Source organism: Gemmiger sp. An194 (genome assembly GCF_002160145.1).
In the GTDB taxonomy this organism is placed as follows: domain Bacteria; phylum Bacillota; class Clostridia; order Oscillospirales; family Ruminococcaceae; genus Allofournierella.
Genome location: NZ_NFKA01000024.1, coordinates 17739 through 42029, shown reverse-complemented (window position 1 = coordinate 42029; position 24291 = coordinate 17739). Strand labels below are relative to the sequence as shown.

The 24291-nt window shown below is 52.2% G+C and carries 18 protein-coding genes and 1 tRNA gene; 12 read left to right on the top strand and 7 right to left on the bottom strand.

What is annotated here, in order from left to right; translation table 11 throughout:
• Positions 1-208: 208 nt before the first annotated feature.
• Positions 209-1294, bottom strand: a complete 1086-nt coding sequence (locus B5F28_RS12830) for a HipA domain-containing protein (protein ID WP_087296263.1) — start codon at positions 1292-1294, stop codon at positions 209-211.
• 168 nt (positions 1295-1462) lie between these two features.
• Between B5F28_RS12830 and B5F28_RS12825 the strand changes: the two genes are divergently transcribed.
• Together B5F28_RS12825 and B5F28_RS12820 are read left to right on the top strand one after the other, a co-directional pair.
• Positions 1463-2011 (top strand): AbrB/MazE/SpoVT family DNA-binding domain-containing protein, encoded by a 549-nt coding sequence (locus tag B5F28_RS12825; protein WP_087296260.1) that lies wholly within the window; start codon positions 1463-1465, stop codon positions 2009-2011.
• 1 nt (position 2012) lies between these two features.
• Positions 2013-2819 carry a hypothetical protein gene (locus B5F28_RS12820; protein WP_087296259.1) on the top strand — a complete coding sequence of 269 codons (807 nt, stop codon included), beginning with the start codon at positions 2013-2015 and terminating at the stop codon, positions 2817-2819.
• Between the two features lie 409 nt (positions 2820-3228).
• Here the strand turns inward: B5F28_RS12820 and B5F28_RS12815 are convergent, their stop codons facing one another.
• Complete coding sequence (locus B5F28_RS12815; RefSeq protein WP_087296258.1) at positions 3229-5163, bottom strand: autotransporter outer membrane beta-barrel domain-containing protein; 1935 nt, start codon at positions 5161-5163, stop codon at positions 3229-3231.
• A gap of 342 nt (positions 5164-5505) precedes the next feature.
• Between B5F28_RS12815 and B5F28_RS12810 the strand changes: the two genes are divergently transcribed.
• The 10 genes from B5F28_RS12810 (at position 5506) to B5F28_RS12765 (ending at position 19023) form a co-directional block, all read left to right on the top strand.
• The gene (locus B5F28_RS12810; protein ID WP_087296257.1) at positions 5506-6141 is read left to right on the top strand and encodes a TetR/AcrR family transcriptional regulator; all 636 of its coding nucleotides are present in this window, start codon (positions 5506-5508) and stop codon (positions 6139-6141) included.
• Between the two features lie 170 nt (positions 6142-6311).
• On the top strand, positions 6312-7742 hold the full coding sequence (locus tag B5F28_RS12805) for a DUF6138 family protein (RefSeq protein ID WP_164474892.1): 1431 nt from the start codon (positions 6312-6314) through the stop codon (positions 7740-7742).
• 18 nt (positions 7743-7760) lie between these two features.
• A complete protein-coding gene (locus B5F28_RS12800) occupies positions 7761-8852 on the top strand; it encodes an ankyrin repeat domain-containing protein (protein WP_206423087.1) in 1092 nt (363 codons plus the stop codon).
• 13 nt (positions 8853-8865) lie between these two features.
• Positions 8866-9621 (top strand): hypothetical protein, encoded by a 756-nt coding sequence (locus tag B5F28_RS12795; RefSeq protein WP_087296256.1) that lies wholly within the window; start codon positions 8866-8868, stop codon positions 9619-9621.
• A gap of 24 nt (positions 9622-9645) precedes the next feature.
• Positions 9646-10110: a hypothetical protein gene (locus B5F28_RS12790; protein WP_087296255.1), complete on the top strand. Its 465-nt coding sequence runs from the start codon at positions 9646-9648 to the stop codon at positions 10108-10110.
• 19 nt (positions 10111-10129) lie between these two features.
• Complete coding sequence (locus tag B5F28_RS12785; protein ID WP_247643489.1) at positions 10130-10765, top strand: hypothetical protein; 636 nt, start codon at positions 10130-10132, stop codon at positions 10763-10765.
• Positions 10766-10826: 61 nt separating this feature from the next.
• Positions 10827-13259, top strand: a complete 2433-nt coding sequence (locus B5F28_RS12780; protein ID WP_087296254.1) for a DUF6892 domain-containing protein — start codon at positions 10827-10829, stop codon at positions 13257-13259.
• An 11-nt stretch (positions 13260-13270) separates the two neighbouring features.
• Positions 13271-14275 carry a hypothetical protein gene (locus B5F28_RS12775; protein WP_087296253.1) on the top strand — a complete coding sequence of 335 codons (1005 nt, stop codon included), beginning with the start codon at positions 13271-13273 and terminating at the stop codon, positions 14273-14275.
• Between the two features lie 9 nt (positions 14276-14284).
• Positions 14285-14533, top strand: a complete 249-nt coding sequence (locus B5F28_RS12770) for a hypothetical protein (protein WP_087296252.1) — start codon at positions 14285-14287, stop codon at positions 14531-14533.
• Between the two features lie 59 nt (positions 14534-14592).
• Positions 14593-19023 carry a suppressor of fused domain protein gene (locus tag B5F28_RS12765; protein ID WP_087296251.1) on the top strand — a complete coding sequence of 1477 codons (4431 nt, stop codon included), beginning with the start codon at positions 14593-14595 and terminating at the stop codon, positions 19021-19023.
• 207 nt (positions 19024-19230) lie between these two features.
• Here the strand turns inward: B5F28_RS12765 and B5F28_RS15445 are convergent, their stop codons facing one another.
• The 5 genes from B5F28_RS15445 to B5F28_RS12745 form a co-directional block, all read right to left on the bottom strand.
• Entirely contained in the window at positions 19231-19383 is a 153-nt protein-coding gene (locus tag B5F28_RS15445; RefSeq protein WP_087296250.1) for an HNH endonuclease, read from the bottom strand.
• A gap of 30 nt (positions 19384-19413) precedes the next feature.
• Positions 19414-19480, bottom strand: a tRNA-Pro gene (locus tag B5F28_RS14805).
• Positions 19481-19673: 193 nt separating this feature from the next.
• Positions 19674-21338, bottom strand: coding sequence for a site-specific integrase (locus B5F28_RS12755; protein ID WP_087296249.1), 1665 nt, complete (start codon positions 21336-21338; stop codon positions 19674-19676).
• Positions 21338-22897 (bottom strand): site-specific integrase, encoded by a 1560-nt coding sequence (locus B5F28_RS12750; RefSeq protein ID WP_087296248.1) that lies wholly within the window; start codon positions 22895-22897, stop codon positions 21338-21340. The genes B5F28_RS12755 and B5F28_RS12750 overlap by 1 nt, the downstream gene beginning before the upstream one ends.
• Positions 22898-23466: 569 nt before the next feature.
• The gene (locus tag B5F28_RS12745) at positions 23467-23895 is read right to left on the bottom strand and encodes a cupin domain-containing protein (RefSeq protein WP_087296247.1); all 429 of its coding nucleotides are present in this window, start codon (positions 23893-23895) and stop codon (positions 23467-23469) included.
• Positions 23896-24291 lie beyond the last annotated feature (396 nt).

Sequence of the window (24291 nt, the reverse complement as noted above, 5' to 3'; positions counted from 1 at the left end):
TAGTGGCTTTATCTTTTCCGACTAGGTGTGGCTGCGAACTCCCGACACTTGAAGGTTAGTTTCGCCCGACCCGAATAAGGCCACAGCACTAACCAGAAACCAAGTTTATTGGTATGGGATTTTTTATGAGATGAAGAACCTTATATAAACGAAAGAGGAGCCTGCGCAGGGCCATAATTGGCTGCGCAGGCTCCTCTTTTACAATGTATCAAATCAACTGCCGTATCTGTCCGTTCACAACACCGCTCAGCTTCTCCAGACGATTATCTGCCACTGGGATTTGCGGATGCTCCCGGAACGCGAAACCATGCAGGTTTTTCAGGTCATTACGAATCTCATCCGTCATTAAGTCTTTCGCAGCGACGATAAAGTCAGATCCGAGCCGTGGAGTCAGCCGAGCAATATAACGTTCAGCATGGTTTAACTGGTCGGCATCCAGATCGAACAGCAAGCTGCGGTTGTTATCAAATACCGGGGCTATAGTTTTCACCTGCATGGTATCCGTATCAAACAAAACACCGAAGTTACACGGATGCCGGTCCATATTCAGGATAATGGCATCCAGAATCATCATGCGGCGAAAGGCATCCTCGCTGCCGATGGAACGAAAATACTCCAGCAGGCTGGAGATAGACCGCTCTTCACGGGTAATGGCAGCTGTTTTGGCAAGGCCGATGGATTCACTGGTGAACAGGGGACAAGTAGATACCAGTCTTCCATGATGGAATCGCATATCATATGGAACTGCATCGGGGCACAGGATGCTGGAAATCTGAGCAGCCAGATATTCCGACAGCGGCTCCAGCTCATAGGTGGCGCTGCCGGCCTTATAGAGGTAAATACCGTCCAATTCTCGCTTCCAGCACTTGGCATAGTATCCGTCCGTGGTAAATTCCGGTGAGGGGGAGGAGGAAAGGCTTTGTTCGCTGAAGGAGCCGTTCAACGCAGCCTCGGCAATGATCTCATCAAAGTCATTCTGATACAGGGAGACATCTCGCCAGCACAACTGGGAATCCGCCTGTTTTACCCAAAAGGTATCGTTGAGTGAAAGCGTATGACTGACCTGCAGAAAACCGTCCAATGTGCGGCACCCATATTGTGCCAGAAGCTGCTCGATATGCTTTCGGTGCTTGGGAGCGCGCCGCCCCTCCAAAAAGCTCAGAAGAGATTTATAGCCAATGGGGCGCAAAGACGAAAACCAGGTCCTTTCTAAAGCCATCACATCGCCAAATTCATCTTCTTGGGTAGAGAATTCCAGAAAGGGAGTGTCTTTGTTCAGCAAAATCCAGTCCATCTCGGCCCCTCCCTTCTGCTTTTCATTATACCACAAAATCATTGTTATGCATCACGCCTTTCTTTATCTGCAAAAGGGGGAGCTCCCGTTTCCTGTTCTCACAAGTGTGGAAAATATTGATTTGTTGGTGTCCAATAAGTATAATGTTTTCGAAGAGGTGATGCTGGTATGACGCTGGAAGAACGGCGGGCAAAAATTCTCATCAACAAGGCTGGTGGGACAGCTGGGCCAGAAGGAAAAAGCTATCGTGTAGTGCTGCCCCCTGTATGGGCCAAACAACTGGGTGTTATGGAGAATAGCCGTGATGTCATTCTGCAATTTGACGGCGAATGTATTACCATCCGCAGAGCTGGCACGGGAGAATATCATTCCTTTATCAATGAGACGAGAGAAAAAAAGCACGATCTATTGATTCTTCACTACTATGATGGGGAGACTCTTTGCACCAAAATCTGCCTGGATCGGACCTCCCGGCGGTTGGTTATCGAAAATGAGACGGACGATATTCTTTCAACCGCGTTTGGGGTCAACCAGACACCCAATTGGGAGGACTTTATGACCTTTTTGGAATCTCGCTGTATTCCGCGGCAGCGGGATGGATTGAAATACTATCTGGCACAGCTGGGGATAGAGAAATACGATCCGATGGAGATCATCCGCAAGACTGCCGGCCGCATGGCAGAAGATTCCTGCTGGATTAAGATTGTGGAGGGGTAAGATGGCAGTCAGATTAGTGACCGGAAATCGCATTGCAGAAACGTCCTCCAAGGGAAATCAGGAAAAGTGGCTGGAAAATGACCGTTGGTACAAACTTGACCTATTTGGATATGAAGGGTTGGCGGAAACCGTAACCTCCCAATTGTTGCAGCAGTCTAACATAGAAGAACTGGGCTTCCGCTATGTGACTTACTGTATGGAGCGGATGAACGTGCATCAACGGATTCGGAATGGCTGTTCCAGCCCCAACTTTCTGATGCCCGGGGAAAGCATCCTGACCCTTGCTGACTTGTTTCGCAAAGGCGTTGGACCAGACTGGCAAGGTGTTGTAGCCCGACAGCCTAACCTCGCCGGGAAGGTTCGCTGGATGGTGGAACAAACGATACGCCTCACCGAATTGGAGCAGTTTGGAAACTATCTCACGTTGTTGTTTGAAGGGGATATGCTGTTTGGCAACGAGGATCGCCATCTGAATAATATTGCTGTTCTGCGCAGAGGAGAGAAGTTCGACTACTGTCCCATTTTTGACTTTGGTGCGGGACTTCTTTCCAATGTGCGCGACTATCCCATGGATATTGAACCTCATTCCCACATGAAGCTGCTGCGGGCGCAGCCGCTGAACACAACATTCACACGACAGGTCCGGGCGGCCAGATCCCTCTACGGTCCCCAATTGCAATGGACTTTTACGGTTGCCGAAATAACTGCTGTACTGGAGGAACCGCTAAAGTTCTATGCCGAAAGGGACCGGGCATACATTGCCAACAGGATAAAAACCTGCATCCACTGGCAGGCTGCAAAATTGTGAAGAGGGTGTGGGCAGATAACCGTCGGCATGTTTCAGCAGTACAGCGCCTTCGCCTGCCACCTGCTTATTCAGAGCCCGTTCGGCGGCTTTCGGTTCATCGTTGGCAGTGGCGGGGGAATCGATGGTGAAATTGCAATTCGTACGCTATGCTCTGCCCAGAGATATTTCGTAACCGGTCATTTGAAATTTGTCTCTTGAAAAAAGATTGATGCTGCCCGCGTTTTGGTTCATACGGTCAGGCAAGATGATATATGTTGATGAAGCCATAACGCAGCTGCACAGAAAAGAAAGAAGCAACAGGACGCAAAACAGAAAACTCCCCCCCCCGATCCATTCCTGCGGAATGAAAGGGGAGGGAGTTTTTTGCAAGCAGGGTATTCTTTTGTTCACAACGCTGCTGCTTGGGGGATCAGAACTGTGACACTTCGTAGTCGCTCCAAGTTTCTGCGGTGGATGCGCCGGAAAGATCCGCGCTGTCGGAATAGGTTTCCACCGTAATGGTGAAATCACTGGTACCGGTCACATAGACGGTGCCATCCGTTCCCACGACTGATACGGAATTCCCGGCGGTGTCCACAATGGTTCCTGCACACTGAAGATTCGTCAGAGTGCTGTCACCGGTGACTGCCCAGGTGCTGTCGGAATCGATATAGAGAGTGGCATATCCGTCGCCGCCATTGCCGGCATAGCTTTCATCCTGAAGCACAGCACCGGTAAGCGTGCTGCCCTGCGTGAGATAAAAGTCCAGACAGCTGATGGAATCCCAGATGATATCACCCTCCAGCGTCTGTTGGATGCCGGTGAAGTGACAGTCTGCGCCGTTGGCCCCGGTGGTTCCCCAGCCGCGGTCGTTGGCGTTTCCGGTGCAGCGCAGCAGAAATTCACTGTCGGCGGCGTTAGTGATGTCCACATCGGAGAGGACGAAGGTGGATTCGGTATTGGTGGTGTAGAACATACCGCCGTTTTCTGCGGTAAGGCTGCCGCCCACCATTTCAAAGGTGCTGTTGCCGACCTCAGAGTCGCCGGACATGCTCTGGTAGAGGATCACGTTCCAGGTGCAGTCATTTTGCTCCAGATCGCTCATGTTTCCTGAGAGGTCGCAGTCAAAGAGTCGGATGGTATTGAGTCCTTCAATACAGATGGCTTCGGAGCCGGTGGCGGACAGTGCGGCGTTGTGGATGGTGATGTCCGCCGTGCTGTAAACAGCGGGTGAGCCGGTGCCGTTGGAGGTGTAGCTGCCGCCATCCACCACCATGGTGCCGCTGCCCCGGTCGGAACGAATGGCCGCGGCGGATTCGCCTTCGGTCACCACGCTCAGATCCCAGGCGTAGAGGGTGCCGCCACCGGCCACATGGATACCGCCGGAGGTGTTCTGTGCAGTGGTGATGGAGGTGTCGGACACATACGCGATACCGTCGCCATAGGAAAAGACGCCTGCGCCGCCTGCGGCATCGGTGGTGATGGTACTGTCGGAGATGACCAGTGTTCCGTCTGTCACCAGAGCTGCAGCACCCACGCCGTAAAAGCTGGAGCTGTCGCCGCCGGTGCTGTTGTCAGACTGGCGGGTGATGGTCACATTATTCAGCTGAGCGGTCACGCCCTCTGTGGCAAGCAGAACGGCATTTTCATCGGTTCCGGTGGAGGACAGCTGACTGTTGGAAACCTCGGAATCCTCGGTATATTCACTGGCAGCGTCATAACTGTCCAGTGCAGAGGACTGGCCACCCATACCACCGCCCATACCGCCACCGCCGGGCCCGCCGCCGGAAAGGGTGACTGATGTGGCAATACCATCATCGCCCACTTCCACGGTTACCGTATCGCCCTGGGAAATATCCTCATAGCTCAGGGAGGGCTGCGCCATGTCTGCGGGGGCCGAGCCTTCCGGCATTTCAGGAGGAGTCTGCCCGGAAGTTGTTCCGTTCTCCGGCATAGCGGGAGGTTCTTCCCCTCCGGAAACGGCGCCATCCGGGATATCAGGGGCGTTCGCCTCGCCGGAAGCTGCGCCGTCTGGTGCAGCCGGAGGAGTTTCGCCATTGCTCATTGCACCGTCCGGTGCGTCCGGCGGAGCTTCGCCGTCGGGAGCAGAGCCACCGGGAGCCTGACCGCCCATGCTGGGCTGTCCTTGCTGAAATACGGTGTCAGGGGAAAGGGGAATGATCACCGTACCGGAGTCTTCTGTGGTCAAGGAAATTTCATCGGCACTGATGGCGTTGACCGTGCCGGTAAAGGTCTGTTCTGCAAGGCTGACCGTGACACTTTGTTCACTTTCGCTTTTGCCGCAGGCGGTTGCGGAAAGCAGAAGTGCACCGGCGGTAACCATTGCAAGTAGCTGCTTTTTCATGGGAAGGTTCCTTTCTCATTGTGGATTGTTCGCTTGAGAACAGCATTATCATATTCCCTGAAACTTAATTGAAACTTAAAATACAGAACACAGGGTGGCGAAAGCATTGCTTTGCAGGATGCCGCGCTGTGAACACAGGAAAAGGAGTATGGAGACAGCGTCGAGGGAAGCGGTGTCACACAGCTGCTTTTTGGCATACTTGAACGCAGCCTGCTGTGCCCTCAGTGCGGTGCACTGGGAGACTTATTTTTTTGAACAGTCTTGCATTTCAATAGAGTTTCGCTATAATACAAATAAAGACTATTTTTTGATTTTATACTTTATATGAGAAGGTGACAGCTTGTGGCAAGAAAGGCGTACTCCGATGAGGAGAGGGCGCAGGTAAAGGAAGCCCTGATGGTCACCATGATCCAGTGTATCGCGGACCGGGGGCTGATTCATAGCAGCATTGATGTCCTCTGCAAAAAAGTAGGGATCTCCAAGACCTTCTTCTACAGTTTCTTCTCATCCAAGGAGGAACTGGTGCTCTACGCCCTGCGATATCAGCAGCCCAGACTGTTAGACTACGCCCGTCAGCTGATGGAAGACCCGACGCTCAGTTGGCGGGCGGGCGTGGAGACCTTCCTGAAAAACTGCTGCTACGGAGCCAAAAGCGGAGTCGCTGTTTTGTCCATTGAAGAGGAGCAGCAAGTACGCCGTTGCCTTTCCGAGGAGAATTTTCAGGCTTTCCGACAGGATCAGGTCAGTTTTTATGGGAAACTGCTCTCCATCTTTGGCCTCCCCACAGACAGTATTGACTCACGGCTGTTCGGTAATCTGGCTCTAGCCATGATGATGGTGCACAAGGCCATCCCGGACACCATGCCCTTCCTGTTTCCGGAGGTGGCGGAAGATATGGTGGAATTCCAGGTCAGGGCTCTGGTGGACGAGATGGAGCGTGCAAAAGAGGATGCGCGGCAGGTGAAAGCAGATGTATAGCGGTGGGTTCCTATGTCCAAACGGACACGAAAGACAGCAGAATATCATTGAGCACGGGGCCTTGGAAAACAGGTCTCGGGTCTGTGCGGCCTTTTTATGCCTTGCGTCAGCCTGTCCAAGTGACAGGGTGTCGCAGGGCATTTTTTATTGTTCGGAAAGAGGTGCCTGATATGAATTTACCAAAACGAAATAGTGCGGACGGGCGCTGTTACTGGATGAAGCTCGAGGTACAGGAGGAACTGCAACCGCTCTTTGACCAGTGCATCCAGGATGCCATTGACGGGAGAATCACGCGGCTTGATTCCCTTTGGCCGCCGGTAGTGGTCAGCAGCGAAGGCGCACCCTTTGAGGTGCACGCTCTGGTGAGAAAATGGACCGAAGCGCAGCGGGCTGAAACGCTCGATGCGGAACAGGCCATCGCCTTCAGCGAAAACCTGCGCCGCCAGAGCCGCTGGGGTGAAATTGACCACCATCTACTTGATATGCTGAAACGGGAGCTACAAGAGAAGTATTTTGTTGTAACAGGCGATGAAGATGATCGCTTCTGGGATCGGGAGTATTCCCTGAAACCAGGTATCCGTGCAGAGGAGGTCCCGGAGCCGCTGCTGCGTTTCGCCTGCTATGTGGCAGTGAGCTATAAAGTGTATGGTATGGATTTTCAGTATCTGGACACCAATTACCTCTTTGGATTGGTAGAGAAAGTCCGTCCTGATATGGTGAAAAAGCTGAAAGAACATGGAACCGGCAGGCTGCCGATCTCTCTGCAAAAGAGGAAAACAGAGCACTTCACCGCATCGGCCAACGATGCCTTTGCCGTGATCCGCATTACGGCTAGAGACAACACCGAGGAATGCTGCCGTGAAGTGCTGAATTACCTGTGTGAGGTTCTGGAGCAGGAGGATTTTCCCCGAAGCTATGCGGTGGAGTTCAAAGGACCGGAAAAGAGGTATTTGCCCATCACAGGCCTGCCTAAAAAGGGAGTAAACCAGCTCTTTGCCTGTGCCGCGCAGTACCCCGGTCTCCACCCCCTGATGGAACGGTACGCCCGGCTTGCCATGCGGCAATATGAGCAGTATACCAATCTCAGCGATGAGCAGTGTGCGCTCCCCGGAAGTTTTGCCGTGTTCGCCCTGGGAATGCTGGGGCAAGAGTGGCGGCAGCTGGTATGGGATTATCTCGATCTCTGCGATGATGAGCACTCCCACTTACAGGAAAAATTCCTCCGGGAGTATGTGAAACAGTTCGGATTTACCGCCGATACCGTCCCTGTATTTGTCCGTGGGGTGCTGTCCATGCAGAACATGAAGTATTCCAAGGACTATACCGCGTGGATGGAAAATGCAGAAAGCCTGGACGCTCTGCGGGAGGCAAAAATCCACCTGTCCGAGATCGTTCCAAGCGGTTTTTCCTCCGACGAGGATGACGATGATGACGAGGAACCCGCCGAAGAAACAGAAGCCAGCCCGGAGGAAGTGCTGCAATACGCATGGGAAACGGTCTGCTATGTGATCTGGGGCAAAGCCAGCGCCAAGGGTGGTCAGAAAGTGGTGGAAGCAGCTTCAGAGGAACTGAAAGAACGGTATTCGGAAATTTTTCAATAGAATGTCAGGAGAATTCGGATGAGTGAAGTAAGCTATTCAAATGTACCTCCCATGATGGCTGCCATCAAAAGTGGTGACATAGAGGCGATTCGTTCCTTGCTTCATGCAGGGCATTCTCCCAATGAGCCGCAGTGCTATCAGGTAATGATTGGAGAGTGGCCGCGGGATGGCGAAGCCTCTCCGCTGGAATTGGCTGTACTGGAAAATCGGATGGACATGGTACAGCTCCTGATCGAATGCGGAGCAGATTTGACCCATAACCCGGAAGAATTGCTTTGTGGTTCCCTGCGCAGTCAAGACCTGACCCTGTTTTCCTTTTTGGTAGATGTGGGAGTCAGAATCCCCGCAACGCAAAGGGATATATGCAGGCTGTTTCTCCACTTGGTGGATCGGGATGAGCCTAATGTACTCCCCATTTTGAAAAGGATGGGCATGGATTTGAAACAATACGGCGGTGAAGCCCTGCGCAGTATGGCGAGCCATGGAAATCAGCTGCTGGTGGAGTATCTGATTCAAAACGGGGCGGACATCAACTATCACAAGCCAGATATGGTGTTTCCCTACGCTTCGACTCCTGTCACTGAAGCTGCACGGCACAACGATTTTTCTATGGTGCGCTGGCTTGTGGAACAGGGTGCAGACATCACCATCCCGGATAAATACGGTGACCGGCCCTACACCGTGGCAGTACAGAACAAAAATCAGGAAATGGCCGCCTACTTAAAAGCTCTGGAGCCGGAGGAATGGCATAACGAACAGGAAAAGGCGCGTCAACTCATGCCTTACAAGCTGCCTGCCAAGCTGGTGGAATACTTAAAGACCGGCCCCTTGCGTCTGGAATTTCCAGAGCGGGAACTGGTGAAATGGGTGGAACTGTACCCCTACATGGATTTACAGGAGATGACCTGGAAACGGAAAAAGTTGCTCTCCCTTATGGCGAAAATGGACAATTACAGCGACTATTTGCTGCTGTGGAGTCCCAGAGATAAGAAACTCTGGTATCTGGACATTGAGCATAAGGAGTTTCATCCGTTAGCCAAATGGGAGGAATTTATTGCTGATCCCGGAAAATATCTTAATGGAATGATTGAGGGCGAGTTTGAGGAATAAGGAGAGAAGCAAAATGGAACAGGCATACTGCACCGCAGTTTTCTGGCGCGGCGGAGAAAAGATTGATCTGAATGGACTAAAACCAGATGCGGTACGGTGTCTGTCTGTGACAGGAGAGCGGAAGGTGAATCTGTCCTTCCTGCGAGATTATCCCAATCTGGAGGAACTGACCCTAATGGAAAAGTGTGAGGGTGTAGAAGTTCTCTCCGGGCTAAAGCAGCTTCATACACTGTCCCTATGGCTGTCGGCCCCTGTTTCCTGGGACAATGTTTCTCTCCCCGGCCTGCGTGTTCTCCACCTGCGTGGAGAAAAGAATGGCGACATTACCCCACTTCTCACCAGCATTACCTATCTCCATTTGGAGGAAATGCGGAAAACGGAAGATCTTGCCCCTTTCCTGACTCCAGCGACCCGGCTTCAGAAACTCTATCTCCAGTCACTACCAGCTGTGCAGAAACTACCGGCTCTGGATGGGCTTCCTTCCCTTTATGCCCTGAAACTCTATGAACTGCATAAACTCAGCGATTTGTCCGCCCTCTCTCACAGCCATTTGCGCTACTTTGCCGCCTCTCTGATCGGGGATAAACTCTCCGCCCAGGCGCTGGCAGATGCTGTGCTGGCAATTCCCGGTCTGGAGGCAGCCGCGCTCCAGCTGGTAGACCGCTCCGGGCAGCGCTATGGCAGTATCCAAAAAGCCTTTGTCGCCGCTGGGAAATCCGGATTGCTGCGGGAGGAAATTAGTGCTTTGACCACATGGCTGTCGCTGTAACCTGGGGATTGGGGCAAGAATGATATGGAACAGTTTTTTGAACATTCCGATTTGGGATTGGGAGCACTGACCTTTCAGAAAGGACCAGGGACCATCCACTGCTGGACTGGAAGAATCGCAGACACAGAGATCCTGTTTTCCATTATTTTGAACACATCTGAACTTCAGTCGGCAAACCTGGATTTTATCCGTTCTGTGCTTCAAAACTGGCGGGAGTATCTTTCAAAAGCGGAGCATGAGATTCAGGCGCAGATTGGTAAAAGCCCTGAGAAGTTTGGATTGCAGCGCGCTCCATTCCCCGAAACGGAGATTCCCGCCGAGCAGCCGCAATTTCTGTTTTATGATGAGACAGAATGGGGCCTGCACTTTGAGATTTGTACCCTTCCTGTGGGGGAGCCATTTGGACTTATGGTTGAGTTTTCAGGGGATACGCCAACGGATGTATATGGCTTGTCGGAAGCGGAAGAAATAGAAGCGGACATGGAATAATATAAAGGAGCCGATCAGATTGTGTGAGAATGCGAAAATTCTTTGTCCTTACTGTTTGACGAGAGAAATTGACCCGGCACAGGCGATATGCTCTGCTTGTTATTCAAAAGAGGATAAATGGGAGCGAGGCAGTTGGGATGACCTACGCAAGCGCAAGAATGCCGATGAAATCCAGATGTTTACCATAGCCAAAAAAGTAGATGAAGCGTTCCAGATACCAGAAAATGAAGCTTATGCCTGTATAGAGAAACACGAAATGATTCAGGCTGAGGCCTTGGAACGGGAAATGGAGGCGTTTCACCGGCGGCGCATCCTTTGTATGGTGGAGATATTTTCCAAGATTGATTGCGGCATCCTCTTTTCTGGCTATGTAGAACTGGATACCTATTTTAAGAATGTGTGGGATTATGCCCATCAGCGCATTGCCGCAGAACAGCTCAGAGAGGTTCAGGAGTATCTGCGGTCACAGATTCCATGGAAATCCCTATCCAGTCAGCGGATGGATCTGGGGGCAGAACTTCTCAACTTTTGGTGCGGAGAAGATGAGTTGGATTGGGGCTATTCTCAATATTTTGAGATTGCAGCAGGTAATCTCAAGCCGTTTCTTGCAATGACCTTATTACAGAGATTCTGTGTAAGCATTTTCCAGATGTAATGTCTGCGCCAGTCAAGCGGCTGAGCAGCAAACTTTGAGGCACTAAAAAGGGGGTACTTTCATGCCAGACTGGGCACAAATCATATCCGATGCGCTGGACATTCTAAAATTTGACGGAGCCGTACAGGACACTCTGGCGGAACTTCGAGGGAAATGGGGCGCACAGGTCCCGGCGCTGCTGGATGAACGCTTTGACGCCATCGGCATCCAATATATGAAATTGCCCCATGAAAAAGGAGCGGCGGCCTTGGGGCAGGAACTCTCTGCCTTCGGCTGGGCGTTGTATAACCTGGACGATGAGGACGAGTATCTGTTTGCCTTGATCCCAGAAGAAGAACGCAACGAATGGGAACGCTACTGCAAAAAGCAGGGGCAATATTGCCACCTGATGAAACAGCAAGGGCGAAAATGGGGCGACCATGCCAAGGAGCAGGACCCTGGGAAGCTGATGCCCTGCGAGGAGTACATACTTCAGGATGAGTACGATTATTTCTTCAACTCCCTGGCGGGTGATTTTGCGGCGGGCGAATGGAAAAACCAGGATACAGAAGAATGGAAAAACGGCTGCGTGGCCGATCTGCGCCAGCGTCCGCCCCAGGTGACCCGCGCCCGCAGCTTGCCGCAACTTGGGTGCCTTACCTATTCCCCGGAACATGAACTTTATGCCGCGTCCAGAGCCGCTGGCAGCGGGACGATTGGCCGGGCATTACTGAGCAAGAATCCAGCCACGCTCAACTGGGCCGAACCGTCCCCCATTGGATATGACGGCCCGCCCCGCACCCTTTGCTGGGCTGACCATTCCCTCTGGGTGGGTGATCCCAGCAACGCCACACGGATCGAACTGACTGACCGGGGCACCTGCCAGGATGTGAAAAACTGGATTCTGCCGGAAGATGGATGGAGCACCAAATACCATTGCGGCATTACGACAGACGGTCTGGGCCGGGTCTACTTTTCCAACGAGTGGTACAAGGGGCAGATTTACCGCTGGGAAAACGGCAAGGTAACAAAACACACCTTCTCTCTGAATGGATACGACCATCTCTCCGAGGCCGTTCCCGTTCCCGGCACAGGCCGCATTACCATGATCCACGCAGTCAGCGGCAAGGGGAGAATGGAAGAATGCCTGCTGGAACTGGACATGGACACCGGGCGGTGCCGCATTGCCCCGCTGCCCGGAATGGGCGAGGGACTGAAACTGCGCTGGTTTACCGGGGACTGGCTGCTGGTGCAGGGGAACGGCGAGATCCTCTCCGATGACTTTGCCCAGCTTATCAATAGGAACACCCGTGAAGTGCTGCGTATCCGTCCGGGAATGTTCGGCGGGGAGAAAATGCAGCACATTGGAATACTCACCGATGGCACGGTGGTGATCGTCACCCGGCGGGATAGGGTTGGGCCGGTGTTTCGTTATCCCATCGACTTCTGGGGGTTCCTTCGGACAGCAAACAAGCCCAAAAAGCTGGAATGGCGAGAGTACAAAGAAGTGTATCCGAATCTGCCCGCCTCTCTACCGCCCAAGGCCACGGAGCGAAAAATCATTCTCAAAAAAGACAGCCTGACCATCCTGGGGTCGGTATTTACGCCGCCGTTTACCCTGTCGCAACTTGCGGAAAAGCTGGGGTCCGCCCGCATTGTCCTGCAAAATGGAACACGGAAAAGCCCCATTACAGGCCGAGAGAGTCCCTATACCCAGGCACTTGCTTTGTGGGACGAACTTGGACTCCAGGGCTGGTTGGATGAAGATGAGCAGACCATCAAAACCCTTGGTGTCCGGGTAGCGGCACAGGGAGAGTATGCGGTCCGGCAGACATTTGACGGAGCGGTTTGGATCGGGTCCAGGGACTACCGGGAGGCCGGCTGGAAGGATTTCGCCGGATTTGCCCATACCCTCAAATTAGGCGGCTTTACCGTTTATACCCGCTTGCCGGGGCCTGTTCCGGAGGAGCAGTCAGCGCAGAAAGCAAAGCTGGAGGCCCTCTCCGCCATGGTACAGATCAGCTGGAAAGAGCCAGAGAAAAAGGCGGCGAAAGCACAGAAATACAAGTTGTCCAAACCGACGGAACCAGTGCTGCACTTTGATACCTTCAACTTCAAGCTCGCGGTCATGGAAGTCCTGATGTACGAGAAAGGCTTACTGGTGCCTAAACTGGATGCCCGTGAGTTTGCCAGAGAGTATAGCCGGCGCAAGATCGACATTGACGCGGAAGGGTATGAATCCATCCCAGAGATTCGGAAGTGGCTGGAACAATACCCTGTCCCGGAGCGGCTGGCCCCGGAGGTCACAGAAATCGAGATGGATGGCGGCAGCGAGATTTATACCCAGCTCTGTCCGTTCTGGGATGGCGAAGATGGAGCCTTTGATCTTAATACCATTACTGAGGCGGAACTGCGCCAGTTCCCCAATCTCAAACATATTACTCTCATGTCCTCCAAGCCGGAACAGGTGCTGCCCATTCTGGAGCGGTGCGGCATCGAAGTGGACTTGCTGTGAGGTGCGCTGCTATGAAGGAAAAACTATTTCGCCCACAATTTAATGCACTGAAACTGTCCGATAAGCTCTGGCTGATGCAGACGCTGGCGACTCGTTATCATTTGACATTCAAGGAACTGTACGCCTTTTCCCGTTGGGGACAAAGCTGCACCACCGGTCTGTTTGAAAAAGGTGGCCGGGAGTTTGTCTTTGTCCCCGGCGATACCGTGATTCTTGGCTGGGAGAGCTTTGTCCAAGGGATGGATAAGGCCAACCAGGAGGAACTGGCGGATACTTTTGCGGAAATCGAATACGAGGGCACTGCGGAGGAATTTCTCCGGCAGGGAATGACTCCAGTACGCCAGGTGACCATCGGCCCCATGTTCGTGGGCAGAAAACTGGAGGAGATCGGTTGGGAAAGCGTACCCATGAACGATCTACGCATCACCGCCCACCCCGACTGGCTGGAGAACTTGCAGAAATGGGCAGGCCAGAACAGCCAGAGTTTTGAGATACATGAAACTGTTCGCTTTGAACGAAATGGTGATAGTTGGCGAGCGTGGCTGTGCCATCCAATGACCTACCCGGAGTTTCAGCGATCCCTGTTATGGGAGCTGGCAGCCAGCCTTCCCACGCCGGATGAGTGGGCCTATCTGTGCGGAGGTGGATGCCGTACCCTGTTTCCATGGGGGGATGGACTGGACTACTCCATGCATCTGCATCACTTTGAAAGCGAGGAAGACCAGGGCAAGCCATACGACATGGAGCAGGCAAACTTCTTTGGCCTGTCTATTGCCTATGACCCTTATAAGCGGGAGCTGGTAGACGGGAAAATATTGACCACCTGCGGCGGCGACGGCGGCTGCAATATCTGCGGTGGCATGGGTCCTTTGCTGGGATATTTGCCCTGTTCCCCTCACTGTAAACCGGAGGTTCGGGAAGATAATGAGATCCACAATGACTATGACTTTTTCCGCCCTGTGATCCGGGTGCAGACATCCGGGTGGAGAATGGTAGCGCCCGGAGATGAGAGGTGATATTCCCAGATGATCGAAGCAATTACGAAAATCCACACCACTTCTTCTTCGGTTACATTTGAATGTGGCGATATAGCCGTTATTGGAAACGGTGAGTTTCGGGCTTCATCAGGGAAAGTGGATGGTTTTATCCTGTATGCCGATACTTTGCGGTATGAAAACGGGATAAAGCTTTCCCGGGATGAACAGAGGAATTTGAAATGCCTGTATCAGCACTTTGTATGGAACCGTGAAGATTTCATAGATTGGGATATTTGAACGATGATTTACGGTGAAAGAACAACCGTATAGAAAGCCGAAATAAAGGAGGTACGGATATGGATTTGTTGAAACAATGCCAGCTCTGGTTTGAGCAGGACGAGGTGCAGAAGGTGATCGATGCCCTGGAAGCGATTCCCGCTGAGGAGCGCGCCCCGGAACTGGACAGTGAACTGGCCAAGGCATATATCGCCGTTGCAGGCATAGGGGAACGGGAGCCTTTTGAAAAGGCGCTGGAACTTCTGGCCCCCCATGAGGAGTATTTTGCCGAAGATCACTGCTGGAATTATCGAATTGCTTCGGCCTATTACTATCTGGATGAGGAAGGCCCCGCCCTGCGTTACTTTGAAAAGGCCTTGAAAGCCCGCCCGGGCGACAAAGATACCCAGGAGTACATAGACGATTGCCGCCGCCGTTTGTCTCTGCCCCGGTTTGAAAAGAACTTCCGGGAAAGAACGCAGGAAGCGTGGGCGGCCTTTGCTCAGATTGAGGCGGAGCTGCGTCAAATCACGGATACCGACGAAACGCGCCAGCGCGGCGAAGAACTGATTGAAAAATGTGGAAATGCGCTCAAGCCGGCCCTGCGTGATACTTCTTTTGAGCTGGGTTTCAATGGCGAAAAGTATGAATTGATCCTCAGTCCGGAGGGCCTTCGGTCTCGGCTGTTCCCGCTTGTGTACTTCCAGAAGCAGGCCCCGGAATCGGTGCTGGAGCATTGGGATATAAGGGTAGGCCGTCAGCCCTGTGAGGGGTTCGAGCTGCGGGCTGGAGAGATCAAGGTTCGGGCTGAGGATGTGCAGATGTGGGCCGAGAAAACCGACGATCAACGGGTGAGTCTGGTCCTTTGCTGTGAAAAGCTGACACCAATCCTGAAAGAGGACACCGACAAGGTCTGGTGGGCGCTCTCTATGCTGGTGGATCAAACCATCGGAGAAGTTTCCGCGATCGCCTTTGTTGCCGGGTTTGATGTTTATGCTCAGCCGAAAGACGAACCGGCCATGCGCCTTACCCAGCTGCCGGAGTTGCTGCAGAGCATGGGACTCTCCCTTTGGAGGGATAGCAGCGACTATTTGGAGAACAGCTATCTTACCTACGAGCTGGAACCGGTGGAGGACCCGGAGGCCGACTGGCGGTTGGATGTCTATACTGGAAGCTGCCGTCTGCCAGTGCTCATCAACGACTATCTGACTGCCCGCAGCGATGCGGTGGATGAGTACCACAGGGATGGCATCGCAGCGGGGTTCCTTTGCTACCCATTGGATGGATTTACCGGAGAGGAGCGAAGCAAAGCCATTCTGGACTTCCGGGATGATTTGAGAGATGCCATTCTGCAGGAGGCAGGAGCGGAAGCCGTGACCTTCCTGGGTGGGGCGACCGGTCTGTACTATGGGTATCTGGATTTTATCGCCTGGGATCTGCCCGCTGTACTAACAGCGGCACAGGCATTCTTTGAGGGAAGCGACCTGCCCTATGCTCACTTCCACGCATTTCGGCGGGATGTGGGCGGTGTGCCGCTACTGGACGAGAAAGAACCGGAGCCTGATATTCATGAGGAAACTGGCTCCCTGCTCTCGACAGAGGATATTGAAACACTGGAATCTTATGATGACGGAATCTCCGGCTACTTCTGGAGAATGCTCCAATGGCTGGAGGATTTCATCAAAACTGGCATTGAAGAAGGAAGATTCACCGAAAAGCAGGCCCACCAGGATCTGCAGATCGCCCTCTGGTACGCTTTTGCCTGCCTTAATCTGGATGACTATATCCATTATTATCAGGCAGCCCAGTGGATGAAGGATTCTGAGAAAAAAGCCACAGGCTGTGCTACCTGGTACTATCGGTATTCTGTGGCGCTGATGTACTGCAGCAGGCTGGAAGAAGCGCTCAACTATGCGGAGAAGGGTGCTCAGGAAGAGCCGGACTACCCCTGGATCTGGCTGCAGGTGGGGAAATTGAGAGCGCATTTTGGTGACAAAGCTGGCGCGCTGGATGCTGTTAAACAAGGGTTGAAACTGGAACCCGGTGATTATGAGTTCCTGACCTTGCAGCAGGAGATCGAATCCGGCGCGACTCTGGAGCAGATGGAATACCACTGGATTAACCCGGATGCTGACCAAACGCTCCAGCAGGGACTGGACGAGGATGCGGATGGGAAACAATATGCTCTGGCGTGTATCCGAGTAGACAAAGCAGGTCTTGCCGAATTTTATGAGCTGTTCCACCCGGAGAAGTATGGCTATGAGAAAAATTCACCCTGCTGCGAATTTCGATACATGGTGAAGGAACATCTTGTGGATCTTTCCTTCCGTATGAACGAAGCCGGACTCTCCAAAATGGGAACGGACTGGCTGCGGCAGCTCAAAGAACGGTTGGACAGCGGGGAATGGTTGCTCCACACCCCGGAAGGGGAATCGGAGGGGACTTTGGTTGCAGTCTTCGTGGAGCAGAACCGTCGCATCAGTCTTGTCTATCAGCAGGCGGGAGACGATCAGTATTTTCAGATTTTTCTGAATCCGGACGGTACAAAGGCGGATGCCATCTGGTCCTCGGCGGACAAGCGTGAGCCTGAGGTTTATTCGGAGGATGAGATGTCTGCGATAGAGCAGCACATCAAAAACATGTTTGGTGAGTTTGAGAATGTATTCCATGAGCTGGTTTCTCCCGACATCCATGTGGACATCTGCATTGTTCCTCCTTCTGAAGAGCGGGATTATTACACACTGGTAACGATGGGGATGGGTGCTCACCGGATGAATGTGCCGAAGGAGCTGGAGGAATACAAGCTGGAGCGGGCGGAACTGGCCATCGCTCTGCCGCCGGATTGGAAACTGGATGAGGAATCCCTGAAGGATGAGCGGTGGTACTGGCCCATTGGCCTCTTGAAAGTGTTGGCCCGCCTGCCCATTTCCAACGATACCTGGTTGGGCTTTGGCCATACAATGGACAAGCAGTCGCCATTTGCGGAGAACACGGCACTCTGCGGCGCACTTCTGGTAGGCCCGCAGGATGTTGTCTGGAACGGAGGAGAAGTCTGCACTTTGCCCAGCGGCGAGGAGGTCAACTTCTATCAAGTGATCCCGCTCTATCGTAATGAAATAGAGTATAAGATGGAGCATGACGTGGACGCTCTGCTGGAAAAGATGGCAGGCATCAGTTTTGTGGTCAACCCCACCCGCCAGAATGCCATCACCAGAGGAACGCTTGCAGAGGAGTTCACCGACGATATGGACGATGCCGACTGGCATCTGGAAACCATTCAGCAAAAGGGCCTGCCGGTGGACGAGATCAATGCCTACAACCACATGGCAATCTATCTGCGCTGGTGCATGGAGCATGATCTGATGAGCGCGGAATTTATGGAGCGGTACTGGGAGCAGGTGCAGCTGTTTATGGCAGATCTGAGCCGCGCTGATCTGCGTGGCTTCATCCGGGACCAGCTGAAAGGGCAGCTCTTTGGGGCTCTGTTCAACAAGGAGGGCGCAGCCTTTGCCGGATATTATTATGGCGAGGCGGACAGTCCGTACTTCCCCAGCGACATTGACAACTATGCCTTGGAATATTTCGGCTCGGAGCAATATTATTCCGATAAGTTCCAGGATGAAGCCTATCTGTTCATCCCGTTCGATGAAAACTATTATCAGGCTATGGCAAAAGTCATGGAAAAGCGGTTTGCCAACTGGCAGGGACAGAGTTTCAATGAGGCCACTCTGGAGCCTTCGGACCTTGCTAAAGCTATGATGGAATATCTGGACTGTGAATGTACTTATTTTCCCTCAATGACGGATGATGACCCCATTATGTCGGCATACAACTACGCCAAACGGGAAAGTGTCAAGGAGGGCTTTGTGCCGGTTCTGATTAAGGCGGATGACGAAATCCTGTGGGAATGCCTGATTCTAAATTCCGATCCGGACAGCGATGGCGAGGACGGCTATGCTTTCGACCCGGACAAAGTTGCCGCATACCGAAAGGAAATGCTCTCCGCCCCCATCAAGAACAGTAAAGCAGTTCTGGAGGAAATGATTGGGCAGCGCAAAGAAGAAGCCGAGGATGACGATATGGATTGGGTTGAGGAGATCCTGGGCGAGATGGAAGGCGGATATGAGAACCGTCGTTTTTCAAGCTACTGGAACTCCGATAATAAGATGACATATCCTCTCATTCTGGCTAAAATCCCTGTGAAGAACCCCTGGGAGATTTTTGCCTATCTGCCCTTTGGTGGCTGGAATGAATGTCCTAACACGCCGGAATTAATGGCAGTTGCGAAATGTTGGTTTGAACAGCATGGGGCGGTGCCCGCTGCCATGAGCCATGACGAGTTGGAGTTTCTGCTCCCGGCTCCTGTTTCCGAGAAAGAGGCCATAGATGTGGCGGTGGAGCTGTACGGCTTCTGCCCAGATGTGATTGACCAAGGCCCGCAGGACGCCACCGTGGGCACTCTGGCCGATGTGCTGCGGCAGTCAACTGTCTGGTATTTCTGGTGGGATTGATGAGAGCTTGTGTGGACAAAGGAGTTCTGCGCCACCTTTGTCCACCAGACGGACATTACACGAACACCTGTTTTTTCAAAGGCGGGTTTGCCGTAAGAGTGTGGCTGTGATGTCAAAACAAAAGGGGCTGTTGCGCAACTTTCGTTTTGCAACAGCCCCTTTTCTCATTTACGTAAGAATCTTCTTGCTCTTTGTACGGTTGCACTTTCAGCATAGGGTCTGTAGATTCGTTTCTTCAGTGCGGCCACCCTTTGAGACGGGGATAATATGCTGCCTTATTTTTGACCAGCCTTTCCATTTGAAATTTTGATTTGCAGCCTGGATAGATGCAACAATTAGAATAAAAACGCAGAAAAACACCTAAAAAGGTGGTTTTCCTAAGAAAGGAGGTCCGAGCGACAGAACTGGCACCATCTTGCTCCCAAAGCAGGCGCGCTACCAACTGCGCTACGCCCGGATATAAAGTCGTAGAATGGCCCGGGCGTATCCTCCCAAAGCAGGCGCATTCTGTCCCGAACGATTTCCAGAACACAAAAAAGCAGGGTGGCCCTGACCAGTTGGTCGGACCACCCCGCAGTGAATCTGAAAAAGAACATAAGAAACTTCCGGAATCAGCAGCTCCTATTCAATGCTGAATCAAAAACCAGCCATCAAGAAAAGAGCTTGCTCTTTCTGCGCACCATGTACATGTCGGGATCCGCCAAAAGGGCGTATGGATAGGGACCAGGCGTGAAATCATCCTGACGCACCTTCTGTACGGTAAGGGTGCCGGAGAAATGCAGCTCGTTTTCCGGATCCATATCATCAACAATCAGGTCATAACTGCTGTGAGGAGGCAGGGTCAATTCCAGGGCGCAGGAAGGCACTTCGCTGCGTTTGAAGTTATCCGCCTGGTAGCGCAAAGGCTGTGCAGAATGCAGCAAGGATTGAGAGACATATCGTCTCAGGCACATGCGGTATATCTCGCTGGGAGTCGCCCCGTATGAAGTGGACGGTTGTTTGCGGGTTTTGTCTGCATGTCCCATCAGTTTGGGGATTTCCGGAGCATCGAAACCGCTGTGACAATAAAGGAAGGTGCAGAAGTTGCGTCGTTCCGAGTGACCGGTCAGTCGACGGTATACGTGTTCGTTTTGCTGTTTGATATTGAATACATACTGTCTGGCAGCGTACAAGGACTGGAGCATGCCCTCATTGCGCAGCAAGTCAGTAATAGCGTTCGACAGATGATCCCGATAAATGCGCATCGTTGCGGGATCGGTGAGGAAGGCGTCACCTTCCGATTGACCGCAAAGCAGCTGCAGGGAGAGGTCTCCATGGATTGCACTCAAAGTCATCGCCCGTTGATACATGGCTTCGCCTACCTCTGGGCATAAGGGGATGATGCGATAGGACGGCAGAGTTTTGGGCATTTCGGTGCGCTTGCCGTCTGGCAGCAGCTGGCCGGAAACACGCAGATAATACATCCGTCCCTGCGATCCATCCAGATAGCCCAGCGAGCAAAACAGCAGACCGGTAAACTCGCCGATTCGAAGTCCGGTATCGGTGAGAATGCTGATCACATCGGCAAGCGGGGAGTTTTTGCACAATGCGAGCAGCTCGTCAGGCGGCAAGCTGCGAACTCCATCCACCTGAGACATAATCGATGACAGGTGGGATGTTTTGCCGTCGAAGTCCGGGGGAAGACAGTCAATCTGTATATCATCCTCTTCAATCAGGTAACTGATCAGCTGTTTCAGCAAACCGTAACGCTTCTGTGCCGCAGATGGCACCTCCTGATACGGATCATCCTTTTTGCCTTTTGTCGCTTTGCGTGCAGCATCGCAGATGGCTTTGAAAACAGCGGTATAAATCTCATCGTTGATTGTAAGCGCGTTGATACCATCCAGATGAGGAATCAGTTTATCGAATTGATAACCATAATCCTTGACCGTGAGCGGAGTCCAGTTTCTTTCGCGCTGTGAAAAGGCAAAAAATGCATCCCGGTAGGTGCGGGCCAATTCTCCCAGATCGACCGCGGGAGCGGTGGAAGCCTGCCCGGAATCAAAAAATCCAGCCAGATGCATCTGTGCAATGATACCGTCAGCAACGGGCGGGAAGAGGTTCTTTCGGATATCCTCAATGTCCCTGCCGAAAATTGCTGTTTCGGCGGGTTTGTCGCTGTCGCTGCCGCGGAGCTGCCGTTTTGTGATCGCCTTTCCGGTTTTCGGATCACGGGGTGTAATGCGAATACGGCATGGTGTGTCACTTGCTTTGTATGAGGAGGGATACGACAGGTTTGCTTTAAAATATACGCCGTTGTGTTCAAAATCTTCCATTAATCAGTGGACCTCCATGATGCCAGAATAGCATAGTTGCTGTTGATGCGGATGGTTTGCGCTGTATCGGTGTTGTTTTCTATATGGAAAATGCGACGCTGCGGAACAGACTGGTCTGAAAACGGTGTGTACCGGCGCAGTCTGAGATAGCGGGTAACGGCATAATCGTCGCACAGGGTGTCCAGGTAATGTTTCTCGTCCATCGTCGTAGCGGGCAGGCCGAACATAGCGTGAACCATGGCATCATCGGCCCCACAACATTTGGCGATGTATTTGGCATCCCGCTGTAACAGCTCAATGTCCCGCTTTTCGGTCTGAAACCTGGATTTGCCGCTCTTCTTCGTGCGTGGAATGTTCGCTTTGGGGATGCCGGCCTGCTGCATGATCGAGTTGATGCGATCACGGATATCTTTTGCTCCAACGATTTTGCCCGAAATCGTGCCGGAAAGGCGCATGTCAGCAATTTGAGCATCGGAATACCCGGAGCTGTGCAGATACTCAATATACTTCAGCATAACGTTTGCCACCCATGGAGGGAAAACGACACGCCGCAAACGATGAATCGGGAAATCGTCATTATCGGCACTGATTGCACGGCAAACAGTGTTTGTGTCCCGGATCTGTTTGGTCACCGTGATGGTGTAGCAGTTTTCATCACGCAGTTCCAGCTGATCGATGTCGCCAAAACACAGAGCGGGAATTTCGTTGGGAGCCAGACCGGTGTAGATCAGTGCAACCAGCCAGAGATCATAAAGACGATCGGCGGGGGCAAGAATGGAAAAGAGAGCGGCGCGGAATGTATCGTCCAGATGATTTTCACGGCAGCTGTTGATGATCCCACGGTTCTGGCGCTTTATGCGGGTGATTTCATCAGAGAGTCGCACTCCTTCGCGTGCAGCAGGATATCCGTTTTGCACAAGCGATTGGAACAACAGTCTGTATGCCGCCTGTGTATGGGTTTTTGCAGTTAGCGAGATGGTCTCATCGTTTTTAAGCCGACTATTGAGTCTCTGAACGATCGCCTTCTGCCGATCGGGCGACAGCTGATGAAGCTGGATGTCGCCGATCATCGGCAATATAATTCTGTTGATACAAGACCGCAGTGATGCAGCTTCTTTGAGAGATTTGTCTGCGTAAAGGGTGTCGCCCACAAAATGGACGTAATCGCGCACGGTCACGTTTCCACATTTCAAATTACTTTTCCAGAGGGGGCGAAAAAGCAATTTGGCGATGCGTTCCAGTATCGGGTAGGCTTCCCTGTGAAGGAGTTCTTCTGCCTTTTTACGGCTTTTTCCGCGGCGTGCGAGTTTGAATTCGGCATTGGGATGGGAACGTGCCTTCCTTTGAATTTCCTCCAAATCCGGGGTAATCAGCTGGGAGAGGACAGAATATTCCTGCTGGCGATGTTCCAGTTCTGCAGCCAGCTCGGCATTGGTATATGGCTTTTTGGTGTTGGGGTTGATCAACTTATAGAAAGCGTCGTAGCTTCCTCTATATGGTTTGGTGACTTGGCGGCCGGTTCCGCCCATGATCGGAAAGTCGTTTTTGGAATGGCTCATATGCCGAATCCTCCTGAGGGTATAAGAATTTGTGCTGTTTGGTTCTTATGAAACCCCTTTTTCGGATTCTTTCCAGTTTTTTTGCATATGGCTGCGTACAAATTTTTTCGGTAAGTTCGAAGGGGAGACTTATGGTCGTGAAGGGCTTGTCCCTCCGTTCATCGAGGGTTCCTTATTATAGAAAGATTTTCGGGTTTTTTTAAGACAAAACCGCCTGCGTTTTTCATTACGGATTGTATGGTGGTACATTCGTCCTTGTTTTCGGTAGAAACAAAGCAAGGGAAGAAGCAGAAAGTGAAGCTGCTTTTTCCTTGGGTGCGGTTATGCCCTGGCATGCTGCTTTGCCGGTTCCTTGTTGGACAGTGAAAGTTTCTTTTCTTTTTACCTTGCGTGGAGAAGCCGGAGGGTTCTTGAATCGGACAATCTCCTGCAGGGAGAACGCCCAAAACGAACAACGCCCCAGACACGGCAGAAAGCTCTGCTGAGTCTGGGGCGTTTTGTGGCGGCACTTCTCATTGGTTATTGAGAAGTGCCGCTTTGTTTCAGTAAGCCGTCAAAAAGGTGTTTTTTTAGGAGTCGGCGTCCTCCTTGTTGGGTTGGACAGTACCCCAGGGGTGGTGAGGGGGCGCATAGATGGACGACAGCTTCAGAGAGCAATCGCCATCGTTGAAAATGTTGTGCCAGGTGCCGCAGGGCACAAAGACAGCGTCACCAACATGCAGGGTGTACGTGGTGTTCAGATGACATTTGTTGGAGCCCATCTTGACAATGGCTTTGCCTGCCTCCACTCGGATGCACTGGTCCGTATCGGGATGCATCTCAAGGCCGATGTCATCGCCCACAGGGATGCACATCAGGGTCATCTGGAGATGATGACCGGTCCAGAATGCAGTTCGGTAGTTTTCGTTTGCACGTGCGGCACAGGGAATGTTGGCTGCATAAGGGTTGGGGCCGTGGTCAGTCTGGTCGCAGTTGCTGAAACAGGAATCGTGGTTCATGGGATTTTCCTCCATTTCGTTATGTGATGTTTCATGATATGCAGCCTGCCACCAGAGTGTGAATTCCCCCGATCTGTGTCGATGGCAAAGTATATGATATTGCAGCAGTAAGTACAATGCACAACAGGGAAGTCTGCTTTAAGAAGTTCCATCAGATTATCAGCACGGCTTAGTAACCTCTCCTAACGCTTTTTTGTATGAGTTCAACCTGCTCTTTTCGATGAAGCGCCGTTTCATAAGAGTGATAGGTCTCTCAATGCTGCTTCTGTTTTTTGCCTTCGTATGAGGTGTAAACCACGCCAAAACTTTTGTTTCGTTTTACGATAGATGCCATATCAATTCCTCTTTTTTGAAATTTATCATAGCAGTTCTGCATATCGAAAAGGGGAGCATCGC

Bases quoted from the DNA above. Each gene is read 5' to 3' on its own strand.
- B5F28_RS12830 (WP_087296263.1), bottom strand. From the start codon at position 1,294: ATGGACTGGATTTTGCTGAACAAAGACACTCCCTTTCTGGAATTCTCT.
- B5F28_RS12825 (WP_087296260.1), top strand. From the start codon at position 1,463: ATGACGCTGGAAGAACGGCGGGCAAAAATTCTCATCAACAAGGCTGGT.
- B5F28_RS12820 (WP_087296259.1), top strand. From the start codon at position 2,013: ATGGCAGTCAGATTAGTGACCGGAAATCGCATTGCAGAAACGTCCTCC.
- B5F28_RS12815 (WP_087296258.1), bottom strand. From the start codon at position 5,163: ATGAAAAAGCAGCTACTTGCAATGGTTACCGCCGGTGCACTTCTGCTT.
- B5F28_RS12805 (WP_164474892.1), top strand. From the start codon at position 6,312: ATGAATTTACCAAAACGAAATAGTGCGGACGGGCGCTGTTACTGGATG.
- B5F28_RS12800 (WP_206423087.1), top strand. From the start codon at position 7,761: ATGAGTGAAGTAAGCTATTCAAATGTACCTCCCATGATGGCTGCCATC.
- B5F28_RS12795 (WP_087296256.1), top strand. From the start codon at position 8,866: ATGGAACAGGCATACTGCACCGCAGTTTTCTGGCGCGGCGGAGAAAAG.
- B5F28_RS12790 (WP_087296255.1), top strand. From the start codon at position 9,646: ATGGAACAGTTTTTTGAACATTCCGATTTGGGATTGGGAGCACTGACC.
- B5F28_RS12780 (WP_087296254.1), top strand. From the start codon at position 10,827: ATGCCAGACTGGGCACAAATCATATCCGATGCGCTGGACATTCTAAAA.
- B5F28_RS12775 (WP_087296253.1), top strand. From the start codon at position 13,271: ATGAAGGAAAAACTATTTCGCCCACAATTTAATGCACTGAAACTGTCC.
- B5F28_RS12770 (WP_087296252.1), top strand. From the start codon at position 14,285: ATGATCGAAGCAATTACGAAAATCCACACCACTTCTTCTTCGGTTACA.
- B5F28_RS12765 (WP_087296251.1), top strand. From the start codon at position 14,593: ATGGATTTGTTGAAACAATGCCAGCTCTGGTTTGAGCAGGACGAGGTG.
- B5F28_RS12755 (WP_087296249.1), bottom strand. From the start codon at position 21,338: ATGGAAGATTTTGAACACAACGGCGTATATTTTAAAGCAAACCTGTCG.
- B5F28_RS12750 (WP_087296248.1), bottom strand. From the start codon at position 22,897: ATGAGCCATTCCAAAAACGACTTTCCGATCATGGGCGGAACCGGCCGC.
- B5F28_RS12745 (WP_087296247.1), bottom strand. From the start codon at position 23,895: ATGAACCACGATTCCTGTTTCAGCAACTGCGACCAGACTGACCACGGC.